The organism is Desulfocicer niacini (assembly GCF_054657595.1).
In genome coordinates this window covers 16743-28490 of record NZ_BAAHYK010000023.1, presented here as the reverse complement: position 1 = coordinate 28490, position 11748 = coordinate 16743, and the positions used below count along the sequence as shown (strand labels likewise).

General features: G+C 50.6%; 9 protein-coding genes and 1 pseudogene. All 10 read right to left on the bottom strand.

The window, feature by feature from the left end:
* Positions 1 to 245: 245 nt before the first annotated feature.
* The 10 genes and pseudogenes from ACYQ2M_RS13635 to ACYQ2M_RS13590 all read right to left on the bottom strand — a co-directional run bounded on the left by ACYQ2M_RS13635 (position 246) and on the right by ACYQ2M_RS13590 (position 11676).
* Complete coding sequence (locus ACYQ2M_RS13635) at positions 246 to 1112, bottom strand: class I SAM-dependent methyltransferase (protein ID WP_459916906.1); 867 nt, start codon at positions 1110 to 1112, stop codon at positions 246 to 248.
* A 19-nt stretch (positions 1113 to 1131) separates the two neighbouring features.
* The gene (locus ACYQ2M_RS13630; RefSeq protein ID WP_459916905.1) at positions 1132 to 3321 is read right to left on the bottom strand and encodes a TonB-dependent receptor plug domain-containing protein; all 2190 of its coding nucleotides are present in this window, start codon (positions 3319 to 3321) and stop codon (positions 1132 to 1134) included.
* Between the two features lie 66 nt (positions 3322 to 3387).
* On the bottom strand, positions 3388 to 4500 hold the full coding sequence (locus ACYQ2M_RS13625) for an iron ABC transporter substrate-binding protein (protein WP_459916904.1): 1113 nt from the start codon (positions 4498 to 4500) through the stop codon (positions 3388 to 3390).
* 53 nt (positions 4501 to 4553) lie between these two features.
* Complete coding sequence (locus ACYQ2M_RS13620) at positions 4554 to 5306, bottom strand: ABC transporter ATP-binding protein (protein WP_459916903.1); 753 nt, start codon at positions 5304 to 5306, stop codon at positions 4554 to 4556.
* Positions 5303 to 6400: a FecCD family ABC transporter permease gene (locus ACYQ2M_RS13615; protein ID WP_459916902.1), complete on the bottom strand. Its 1098-nt coding sequence runs from the start codon at positions 6398 to 6400 to the stop codon at positions 5303 to 5305. The genes ACYQ2M_RS13620 and ACYQ2M_RS13615 overlap by 4 nt, the downstream gene beginning before the upstream one ends.
* A 359-nt stretch (positions 6401 to 6759) precedes the next feature.
* Positions 6760 to 7254: a MarR family winged helix-turn-helix transcriptional regulator gene (locus ACYQ2M_RS13610; RefSeq protein WP_459916901.1), complete on the bottom strand. Its 495-nt coding sequence runs from the start codon at positions 7252 to 7254 to the stop codon at positions 6760 to 6762.
* Positions 7255 to 7430: 176 nt separating this feature from the next.
* A pseudogene (locus ACYQ2M_RS13605) lies at positions 7431 to 8129 on the bottom strand (transposase); the annotation flags it as partial.
* Between the two features lie 11 nt (positions 8130 to 8140).
* Positions 8141 to 8614 carry a response regulator gene (locus tag ACYQ2M_RS13600; RefSeq protein ID WP_459916900.1) on the bottom strand — a complete coding sequence of 158 codons (474 nt, stop codon included), beginning with the start codon at positions 8612 to 8614 and terminating at the stop codon, positions 8141 to 8143.
* A 1-nt stretch (position 8615) separates the two neighbouring features.
* Positions 8616 to 10604, bottom strand: coding sequence for a diguanylate cyclase (locus ACYQ2M_RS13595; protein WP_459916899.1), 1989 nt, complete (start codon positions 10602 to 10604; stop codon positions 8616 to 8618).
* A gap of 127 nt (positions 10605 to 10731) precedes the next feature.
* Entirely contained in the window at positions 10732 to 11676 is a 945-nt protein-coding gene (locus tag ACYQ2M_RS13590) for a sensor histidine kinase (protein ID WP_459916898.1), read from the bottom strand.
* Positions 11677 to 11748 lie beyond the last annotated feature (72 nt).

The following is an 11748-nucleotide window of genomic DNA, read 5'->3' as shown; positions in this document are numbered from 1 at the left end:
AAGGTCTGGCTGATGATTTCAAGGTGTTTGAACCCTGGCAGCGTGTCAGCGGAGAGATACCGTTATCAGTTGCTGTGCATGTTTCCGATCTAAAGGCTGCTGGTGCGGCATCGCCATTCAGGGCAGTGCGCCGCCAGCAGCCCGGTGCGGTTATGAATATATGGGGTTTGGCATCACCGGCCCCTGCCGGGCCGGTTCGGATGATCAGAGTGTCTCTGTGTGTCTCTGTAAAATTTGGGGTAAAATCAGGCAATTTGCCACAGCATTATTCCCTGGCAGATCGTGTGTTCCTGGTGAAAAAAACCGTTAACAGCGTGTTCTGTTACATAGGCAATCACCTTTTCCCGGATTTCCGGGGTAACATCTTCAGCGCCCCTGACAAAAAAAATTATATTATCAACCGCCTCATCAATGGGTTCTTTCCGGGATATGGACCAGGTGATAAAATCAGTCCGGGGCCGGTATCCAAGGGCGTAAACATAGCTGAATGGGTAAATAAAATCCCATGACACCGTTTCCAGTTCCCGGCCGGTAACATTCTGCCAGAGGTTATTGTAGCCGTCCCGCATGCCGCCACCGGAAAAGGTGCTCAGGTAGCAGAATTTCCGGCTGGCCCGCATGGCTTTGTCCAGGGTCTCAGGGTCATTGACCCCGGGGCTCATGGATGCAAAAACCAGGTCAAATTGACCGGAAAGTCCCTCTTTTTCCACATCCACATCCTGCCAGGCTCGCTGATCAATGCAGATCCGGTCGGAACCGATGCCTTTTTCAGCCATCTTTTCCTTAAGGATTTCCACCATACCCGCGGAGGGTTCCAGTGCTGTTACTGTTGCACCGGCTTCCACCATGGGAATGGCCCAGCTTCCGGGTCCGGCACCAATATCAAGGACCCGGGTACCGGCCTCAAACGCTCCGGCATCTTTCAGCATGGAAAAGATGCGCTCTTTTCGCAGAACCGCCTCTGGGGAATCAACGCGTTTGGCAAACCCCTGGGCCCGCTGATCCCAGTTTTTAATATGGTCCCTGTCCGGTTTTTTTTCCGGATCATTTTTCAGTACGTTCTTCCACAATTCTTTCCAGGTATCCTTGTTTTTTAACGGAAATAAATTCAACCCGCCTCCTCTATTTTTCTTAAAGTTGCCATTTCAGGCTTACGCCCAGGTTGGTGCCCGTGGCCGGATAGCCCCAGGATTCCTCATAATCGGAGTCGGTCAGATTGTCTCCGTACAGTTCAAGTGTGGTGTGTTTGTTTAACTGATAGCGCAGGCTTGCGCCCAGAAGCCAGTATTCATCCAGGGTGCCCTTTTTGACCTGGGCGGTGCTGATGGTATAGTCACGCTCCCCGATGTAGTTCATGGTGACGTCCAGTACCAGGTTGTTCAGGATGTCCCAGGTCACGCCCGTGGTGGCCTTGAGGTTCGGAATATAGTCAATTTTTTCCAGCACGCCGTCCGGGTCGGAAGGGTCGTCCTTTTTTTCCGTATCCTGCAAGGTGGCTGAAATCTGTCCCCTGACCCTGTCGGAAAAGGAGTGACCGGCAGCCACGGTCAGCCCGTATATGATGGCATCCGTGTTAAGGGTGGCCCAGGTGGACCCACTGGCGGTGGCCACATATACCGGCTTTTGAATAATATAGTCGTCAATGTCGTAGTAGTAGGCGGACAGCTGGATGAAACCGGTATTTTGAAACCGGTATTTGTAGGCCAGGTCAAAACCTGTTTCGGATTCCGGCTTCAGGTCCACCCCGGCCAGGTAAGGCACCGTGAGTTTGCCCTGGGATCCCCAGTAAGCTTCCGGCAGGGTGGGGGTCCGGTAGTTCATGTAGGCGGCCACAGTGACGGTCTGTGAGTCATCAATATTATAGGTTGCCGTGGCTTTGGGCGAGATTTGGTGATTGTCCTGCTTATCCCCGCCGTTAGGGGTGTAGGTGAACCGGTCGAACCTGAGACCGAAGTCCAGGAGCAGTCGGTCTGTTGCGGCATATTTGTCTCCCATAAAGATGCCGGTCACATAGGCCTTGGGACTGCCGGATGAGGATGACATGGCCCCGGTCCAGCCGTTGGGGCCGGCACAGTTGAAGTTGGTGTCCACATAGTTGATATCCATGCCGCCGGAATCCATGATCCTGTATTCTGCCCCTGCCAGAAGGGAGTGGTCGGAGAAATCCCAGCCCCCTTTGAGCTTGCCCCCGTAGCTTTTGTCCACGGTGACTTCCCGCTCAAACACCAGGTCGCCGTCCCGGGTCTGGGCCGCGCCGTCGTTGAATGTGTCCATGGGAGATTTTTCCGCCAGGTTACGGGCGGCCACGTCGGCGTAGTTCCGTTCAAGGCGGGTCTCATAGTTCTTGAAAAGTACGAGATCGACGTATGCGTCCTCTCCCAGGTTTTGATGGTAATTGAAATCAAGCAAATGCCGCTTCTTTTTCCAGTATGCCCCGTCGCCGATGATGGTCATGGAGGGGGTGGGCGCGCCGCCGGCAAAATACTCTCCGCTGTGCACCGGATAGTTGCTGTCAATGGCGGTGTCATACCCGGGCAGGTCAGGGTCGCTGTCCCAGGAGGAATCTCCGTCAGCCCGGTTGGAGCGGATCAGACCCCGTTCAGTATCGCTGTAGTTGTAGCCCAGGGTCAGTTTCCCTTCCCAGGGCAGGTCCAGATAGATCTTGGGATAGACGTGGGTGGATTCGTAGTCATTGTTGCGCAGATACGCATCGGCCTCCTGATGGCTGGCACCGACGCTTATGCCCAGGGCATTCCATTTTTGGGCGTAACCGGCCCGTATATTGTGGAAGTCGTGGACGCTGTCCCAGCCGCCGGTGGTGGCGTAGAAATTGAAACTGGGATCTTCGGCCGGGGCCTTGGTATAAGCATTGATGACTCCGCCCAGGGCGTTATTGCCGTATTCAATGGAACTGCCGCCCTTGATGATTTCGATCCGCTCGATATTATCCAGGGGAATGGTACTGAAGTCGATATAGTTCCCTCCGGCGTTTCCGGTCGAGCTGATGGCACGGCCGTCAAGGTTGAGCATGATCCGCTTGCTTTCAAATCCGCGGATGGAAATCACGTCTCCGCTGTCCCCGATATTCGATTTTCTTTTAAAAGATATTTCCGTGTCGTTGAACAGGTAGTCGGCAATGTTGTTGCTCCGGCTTTTCTCTTCGACGCGCAGGTTTGACTTGTTCAGGTTTTCTTCCTGGGCGTTTCCGCGCACTGTAATCGGTTCAAGATAAATCACATCGGTCATTAAATTGCCGTCGGCCCCAAAGCAATACGAGCTTAACATCAAAACAAAGATAGCCACACTGATACAACGCAACATTCTGTCTCTCCTTTTCATTAAAATGGTCACGTTCAATCCGGTTTCCGGCCCGGACGGAATCGGTTTTCAACTGCCCAGGGAAATGACTGTAAAACCGCCGTAAAGCCCGGCCATTTTGTCATAAAGGGGTTTGCCCAGCATAAATAAGTAGATCTCGTCGGCTTTGCGCTCAGGATCGATATTTTTAAATTCTCCGGGATAGAGCAGCTTGCCCAGGAAATAGATGTTTGCAATGGCTGTTTCAATGTTCCGGTAATAGGCCACGTCCGGAAGCTGACAATAGACCTTTCCGTTTTTCACCGCCGAAAGGGCGTTATAGAAAACGGGTGTCTTTGCATAATCCTGTTTCACCACATTGAGCCCGCCGGCATCGATGACAAGAATGTCCGGGTTCCATTGAATCACCTTCTCTTTATCGATCATGACCGAAGCGGTCGCGTTCAGTTCATCGGCCACGTTTTTTGCTCCGATGGCCATGAGGACATCGGACCTGCAGGCCGTGCTTTCAATGCCGTGTACGCCCTTGTGGCTGAGTCCGCCGATGTAAATGCCTGGCTTCTTTTGTTCAGGAATGTCACGGGTCAATCCGGCCAGTTCCGCTTTGCATTTTTCCATGTACCTGACCACGTCACCGGCCCTGTCCCGCTTTCCGGTTATGTCCCCGATGATCCTGACGGCCCGGTAAAGGATGTCGTCAAAGAGCGTGCCCGTGCCCTGGCTGATAATGGCCACCGGAACACCGGTTCTTTGCTGCAGCAGTTCCAGGCTTTTGATATCCATGATATCTCCGGCGATAATCACATCCGGTGCGGCCTGCATGATTAATTCGGGATCAGGGTCATCCGGGTGGCCTTCGCCAATTATGGGCAGGTCTTCCAGGGACGGATTGGCCATGATATAAGGACGGCCTGTGGCAACGCTTTGCTGTTTTCTCTCAACGCCCACAAGCTTATCTGTGCCGGCCACATAGGTGTAAAGGCGCAATGCCGAGCCAATGGCGATGATCCTGTCGGGGTAACCGTTTAATTTGATTTGTCTGCCCGCCATGTCTGTGATCTCAACGGTTCCGGAAGGTTCTGCAGCCTTGTTTGACGAAGTCGTCCCGGTCCGGCCCGTGGCGGTCAGAAACAGTACCAGGACTGACATCATCAGGATGGCGGCGGTTTTCCTGTTGTGCATAGACTCTTCTCCTTTAAGTTATTATCTGTAAATTACCTTATTGGGAAATTGCCTTATTGGGGGATGACGACCGGTATGCCGTGCCAGGTATGGATATCAACCTCCACCCCATACACCTGACCGATGTTTTCCCGGGTGATGATCTCCATGCCCCCGGCGGCAAAAATTCGTCCGTTCTTCATAAACATGAATTTATTGGAAAAGCGTAAGGCAAGATTGATATCATGCATGGTGGCCACAACGGATATATTTTGCCTGCCGATGATCTCTTTAATGATGATTGTGGTGTCAATCTGGTTTTTCAGATCAAGGTTGCTGGTGGGCTCATCCATTAAAAGGACCCTGGGCTGCTGGCAAAGGGCCCGGGCAATGACCACTTTCTGAAGTTCTCCACCGCTCAACTCGTCAAGGTAACGCATGGCATAGGGCAGTAGTCCGGTTGCCTTTAAAATGTCATCCACGATTTTAAGATCCTGTCGGCCTGCATCCCATTTGAAATAGGGTTTTCTGCCCAGTAGAACGGCGTTAAAGACAGTGCAGTGGGTAGGGTGCTGATGCTGGGCGATATAGCCGACCTTTTGGGCCAGGTGCAAGCCGGGCAGGTGCCTGAAATCCTGGCCGTCAATCAAAACCGATCCGCTCTGGGGCGTCAGGATACGGTCCAGACATTTGAGCAATGTGGACTTGCCGGTGCCGTTTTTACCCAGGATGCTGATGCAGTCGCCCTGGCAAACGGAAAAACTGATCTCCTTTAAAACATCCCGGCCGGGATAGGAAAAGTGTACGCCGTCCACTGACAGAATCATCTTGACGCCCCGCTGCCTTTCATCAAAAGATACAGAAACATGGGGCCGCCCAGAAAGGCCGTAACCGCCCCGACCGGCAGTGTCTGCGGGCTTAGGAGCACCCGCGCCAGGGTATCGGATACCAGCAGAATCAACACGCCGATGATGGCAGAAGCGGTAATTAAAAAACGTTTGTCATTGCCGATAATTCTTTTTGTGATCTGGGGGGCCACCAGGCCGATAAAGGCGATCATGCCCAGAAAAGATACGCAGACGGCAGCGATCAGGGCGGATGCAAACATCCCGCCCAGCCTTATCCGCTCAATGTTTACGCCCAGGCTTCTGGCATTGTCTTCTCCTGCGTCAATGGCGTTGTATTCCCATTTGTGAAAAAGAAAATAGATAAAACAGAGCACCACAATGGCCGCCATCATCCAGATCTCATGCCACGACGCCCGCCCAAGATCTCCGAACGTCCAGAAAATCACGGCGGCCACACTGGTTGTATCCTTGGCAAAATATTGTATGATCATGGTGCCGGCCGCAAATAGCGAGCTGATGGCCACACCGGCAAGGATAATGCTTTCCGGTGAAAACTTGCGTAACATGGACAGGCCCAGGATGAATCCCGTTGCCACCAGGGCAAAAAACAAGGCGATCAAGGTGACGGTATAGGGATTTGATATGGAGACCTGGCCTATGCCGGTACTTAACACATTGCCGGCTCCCAGCAGAATGATGGCCACATTGGCCCCAAAGGCCGCAGCATTTGAAATCCCCAGCGTGGAGGGGGAGGCCAGCGGGTTGCGCAGGTTGTTCTGCATGATGCAGCCTGATATGGCAAGTCCTGCCCCGGCGATAATTCCCGCCGCCACCCTGGGCAGGCGGATACTCCTGACCAGCATGACGGTTCTTTCATCCCCGAACCCCAGAAGCGCTGTCAGGATTTTCGGCAGGCTGATATGCACCGCACCTGCGTTCATCGCCACAAAAAACATCACCGCCGTCAGGACAAGAAGCAATGCAATCAGACGTCTCTTTTTGCGTAAAGCCCCCTGGTAGGGTTGAATTGCCGATTGATATAATACCTGGTTTCCAGCCATGTTCATATCCATTTCCATCTCCAGCCGAAGTGTCCCTTAAGTGTTCCTAATTTTTAAAAAGAAGTCAGCGTAAAAAAAAATTAACTATTTGTTTTTTTTATATTTTTTGTTTTTGGTGAACGGAAACAAAAAAAGCCACGAAGCATAACAGACAATTTGATTGCCTGTGACAGCCTTCGTGGCTTGATTTTATTTTAACCTGCTATAAAAAAAGTGCGAACTTCATATCCGCATTTCCAGATATGCGTATAATGGAAGAGAATGTTGTTGTCAACACTTTTTTGTTGTCATGGATACTTTCTTGGGGACACGGCTTGAGGTGAAAAATGGCCGATCCTGTCAGTCATTCTGTAGTTGATCGGCCATTTTTTTTAAAACAGATTTTCACCGAGATTTTGAAGAACATGGATAAGATCCTTTTTCAGCTCCCGGATTTTCCCTTTGTCCATCCCCTGGAAGGCTTCTTTGAGCACCTGGCTGCTTATCCGGCTTAGTGGGGCACGTAACGCGCGACCCTCTTCTGTGAGAACGCAACGCGCCAGCCTGCCATCATTGGCATCGGATTTTTTAAGTACCAGTGCCTTCTGTTCAAGGCTTTTGATGATCCGGCTTATATTATGGCGGTCTTTAAACGACCGTCTGCCAAGATCACTTTGGGATATGCCGTCCTCCTTCCAGAGTTGACTGAGCACGACATATTGTTCCGTGGAAATTTGATAGCCGCCAGCGGAAATTGCCTGGGAAAAATGTTTTTTCAGACTTAGTGCCGCAGAAGTGACAAGGAAACCGGTGCTTATTTCTTCCAGTTTGATTTTTGATGATGGATTATGGTCGGATCCGGCATGATTTTTTTTAGTGGTCATCATATTACCTTTTCTTGTGCTGCGAACCGAAGAAATTTCTGACGATCTAATGGGTCGTCACTACTTTAACCGTTCGTTCATAAGGAAGGCTTTTTTGCAAGGCCTTTCGGGGCAATCATACCACTCTTAAAAATCATGTGCAATGTCATCAAGATCGGTGTCCTGAAGTCGGGTAAACGTCAATTCAGCCTGAGATCACGCCACATTTTCCTTTTCAATGCTGCACAGCAGTGCGGAGTGGGGCCAGCTTCCGGTTTCCGGGTTGCAGACCCCGGGGCGGGGTCGTCCGGGCAGAGGAGATTGGCACTGGATTCAAATACCCTGAAAAGGCCCGGCAGCTTTTCTTCACTCTCCGGAAACCACCACCCATGTTCCACCGTCTCCCAGGGCCAGTGTGCTTCCTGCTCGAGACGGATGCCAAGTCCCCGGTAGAAATCATAGCTGTTACGGCGCTCGTAAAGGGGATCTATTCCCTGGGGACAGGCCATGCAGAAGCTGTTGGTCAGCCAGAGTTCCGGCTGTTCCACGGTGGAAGAGGCCGGGAACACGTAATCGGCAAGGGCCGCGGACGGGGTCAGGTAGTACTCCATGACCACGTAGAGTTCAAGCGCTTTCAATGCGTCAAAGACCTTCCTTGTGTTGGGAAGGGAAAGAAGTGGGTTGCTCGCAAGGGAGATGGCCGCCTGGATCAGACTGTTGATGCCTTCTAGGATTCCGTTATTAATGTGGGAATGAAACCATCTTAAGATGCCGTCCCAATGACGTTTAACGGTATAAGCAGCCTGCTTGACAGGTTCAAGCCTACTGTGAGTCGCCCAGAAGTACCATTTTTTTAAAAACGCTTCTGCATTTTCCGGTGTCTGTGTCCAAAACTCCTTTTCAGTCGTGGTCACCCCCCGGATTCATCAAGGAGCGATGTCACAAGCGTTCTTAATACCGCCATCTGAACAGGTTTTTCCATAAATTCCGTTGCCCCATACTCAAAGGCTTTTTCCATCTGCCTCTCGTCCCCATAACCGGTAACGATGATAATTTTAGAAGCAGAACAGATAGCCTTCATTTCTTTCAGCAATTCAATACCGTCCATACCCGGCATATCCAGATCTGTCAGCACCACCGGCACCGGACATTTCTTAAATATTTCCAATGCCTCACATGGATCAATAAATGCCTGCACCTCAATTTTCATGACATTCAAAAGCCGCGTGAGCATCTTTAAAATCATGGGGTCATCGTCCACCACCATGATTTGACGGTCATCAGACACCGGGAGTGCCGACGCTGCATATTTTTCGACTTTTTCCATGTCATGACCATTGTCGGATGTTGTGTTTTCTTTTTTGTGGATATTTGATTCAGTCAAGTCAATTATCCTTTTCAATTAAGCCGAGAGCCACCCGATTTCCACCTTCCCGTTTTGCCTGGGACAAAGCAGCAACGGCTCTTTTGATAGTATCTTCTGCTTCCTGATCTGTCTTGACCATATATTCAGAAACTCCCACACTGATAGTTATATGAAAATCGGATGTCTCATATTTAAACAGATGTTCCGCCACCTTTTTGACCAATCGTTCACACACCAATCGTCCTTTTTCCGAACCGAGATGGGTCATCAACACGGCAAATTCCTCCCCCCCATAGCGAAAGGCCGTGTCATTTTCCCTGAAGGCTTTCCTGATAATCGTACCCAAGTCTCTTAATACCATATCCCCCGCCGCATGGCCATACGCGTCATTCACCTGACGGAAATGGTCAATATCCATCATGATGACCAGCAATCTGTGTTCATATCGTCTGTGCCTTGCCATCTCTTTTTCCACCATGGTTTCAAAATGGCGACGGTTGTACAACCCGGTCAATTTGTCCTGGAGGGCCATTCCCTGGATCTTATCATTCATCTGTTTTATTTCACGTTTGAGCCTTACTTTTTCCAGGGTGTTTTGAATGCTGCGGGCCAGAACCGGTGAGGACAATCGGTTCTTGGGAATGTAATCATAGGCCCCTTCACGGATGAGACGGGAGGCAATCACCTCGTTTCCCTGGCCAGCGATGATAATAACCGGCAGATCCAGGTCTTTCCCATGCATCAGGTCAGACAGGGCAAAGGCATCTCCATCAGGAAGAATATAATCCAGAAAGACAAGATCAAAGGGTTCTTGTACCATCATTTTCCGGGCAGTGTCAATATTTCTGGCACGTTTCAGGGTGATGCCCTCTTTATCTGCCAGGGCACCTTTAATAAATTCAAAATCAGAATCAGAATCCTCCACTGAAAGAATTTTCACAGCCTGGTCCAGCTTGATAATGGTTTTTCCCTTCCCATAGGGCCTTGTTTCATATTTTCGAAGGCGCTGCACTTTTTGAACGATAGTTGCGATTGTTTTCCCTGCCACGGCAATATCTTTTATGCAGCTTTTACATTCTTCAGGATCTCCTGCCAGGGCTTCAAGCAACTCGATATTTCCCAGGAGCACCGCCAGGGGTTGGTTTAACTCATGGGCCGTGGTCCCGGCCATTTCCAGTAACACCTTGAGACGTTCCTCTTCTATCATGGAGGATTGATTTTCAAGAATCTTGCGATTGGAGACTTCCAGTTCCTGAACGATGTGTTTCAGTTCCCGGCTGGCTTTGGCCATGTCATCCTCCATCTTCTTTCGCAGGGTAATATCCCGGATGGAGGCAAGAAAGGCAGGCTTGCCTTCCCAGTCAGTTTCCACGGCCCGCATTTCAGCTATCACCGGATCTTCCCGCCATGCAAAGAGTTCAATTTCAACACTGTCCTCCTCCATCAAGGGAAACCCGAATTGCTGCCCCACAAAGCTCTCAATGGTGGTGCGAAACAATTTTTCTCCGGCCGGGTTCATAAACTGAACAATACCATCTTTATCAACAATGATTACAGTGTCGGTCATGGCCTCAAGCAATGAACGAAACCGGGCTTCACTTGCCTTGAGTTTCACATTTGCCTGGCTCCGTAAAATGGCATAACGGATGCTTAGCAGAAACATCCGGGCATCTGTGTGACCTTTGACAAGATAGTCCTGAATCCCATTGGCAAACAGCTTGGCGATCATCTCTTCATCCTGCATGCCGGTGAGGGCCAGAATGGGGGTTCCCCCGGCATGGGCCAGGATTTTTTCATAGGTCTCTGTTCCATGGCTGTCGGGCAGGTGAAGATCCAGAAGTATGACATCAATGTCCCCCCGAGACAGGCAATCCAACCCATCAGAAAGACGCTCCACATGCTCCAGGGCATAGACTTCATCTGTGGAGTGTTCCAGCATCTCTTCAATGAGCAGGGCATCCCCGGGATTGTCTTCAATGAGAAGTATTTTAAATTCATTCATGGTCATTTGGGAAATTCCTTGTTTTTTTATCTCTGGCGCCAGACACTCAATCCTGGCACAACGCCAGCACCCTGCTTATCTCCTGGGGCTCAACGCTGGAGGGATTCCCGGACAAGAGAGATATCCCATCACTTCAATCGGCATAAAACGCCCCTCCTCTAAAAAGGCATTGAATTTTTGATCCGGTGGGCAGGGGTTCCGGAACATACCCCTGGTGGTCTTTCTTTTGCTGGGTAATGGGCAGGAAAACGGTAAAGGTGGTTCCCTTACCCGGGGTACTTTCCACACAGATCTTTCCCCCATGGGCCTGGACAACCCCATGAACCACCGCAAGCCCCAGTCCGGTGCCTTCTCCGGGGGGTTTTGTGGTGAAATAAGGATCGAAAATAGATCCCAGGATGTCCGGATCAATGCCCACACCAGTATCGGTGAGCTTTATCTCAATATAGTCCCCTGGTTCCAGTGTCAACCCAGAAATCAAAGGGGTTTTATTCTGGTGACGTTCCACCATATCAAGGCATAAAAAACCGCCTTTGTCGGCCATGGCATCGGCTGCATTGGTACAAAGATTCATCAGTACTTGATGCATCTGGGAGGGACTGCCCAGAACGTATGCATCACCTTGAATGCGTTGTTTTATTTTAATGGTTGCAGGCAAAGAGGCCCGGATGAATTTGAGCACTTCTCCGGCAAGGGAACGGATTTGAATGGGCTTGAACGCATCATCTGATTGTCTGGCAAAGGTAAGTATCTGTCGCACAAGATCCTTTGCCCGTTTTCCGGCCACATAAATCTCCTGAAGATCATCTTCCAGATCTGAACCGGTTTCCACCGCGTCCAATGCCAACTCTGAAAACCCCAGAATGGACGACAAAATATTGTTAAAATCATGGGCAATGCCCCCGGCAAGGGTGCCGATGGCCTCCATTTTCTGGGAGTGTTGAAGACGCTTTTCCATCTCCTTTGACAGGGTGATATCAAGCATTGCACCGATCAAACCCACCACATTTTCCTTTCCATCGGTATAGGTTGCCTTGCTTAACAACACATCGTGCAGGGCTCCGTCCCCACCCTGCAACCGAATTTCATGCTGTTGGCTTGTGGGCTGATCTAATAATTACCAACTCTCGATCCAGATCGTAATCATCAA

What these genes read in the sequence shown, in the direction of transcription:
- ACYQ2M_RS13630 (WP_459916905.1), bottom strand. Translation starts at nt 3,321, where the DNA reads ATGTTGCGTTGTATCAGTGTGGCTATCTTTGTTTTGATGTTAAGCTCG.
- ACYQ2M_RS13625 (WP_459916904.1), bottom strand. Translation starts at nt 4,500, where the DNA reads ATGCACAACAGGAAAACCGCCGCCATCCTGATGATGTCAGTCCTGGTA.
- ACYQ2M_RS13620 (WP_459916903.1), bottom strand. Translation starts at nt 5,306, where the DNA reads ATGATTCTGTCAGTGGACGGCGTACACTTTTCCTATCCCGGCCGGGAT.
- ACYQ2M_RS13615 (WP_459916902.1), bottom strand. Translation starts at nt 6,400, where the DNA reads ATGGATATGAACATGGCTGGAAACCAGGTATTATATCAATCGGCAATT.
- ACYQ2M_RS13610 (WP_459916901.1), bottom strand. Translation starts at nt 7,254, where the DNA reads ATGATGACCACTAAAAAAAATCATGCCGGATCCGACCATAATCCATCA.
- ACYQ2M_RS13595 (WP_459916899.1), bottom strand. Translation starts at nt 10,604, where the DNA reads ATGACCATGAATGAATTTAAAATACTTCTCATTGAAGACAATCCCGGG.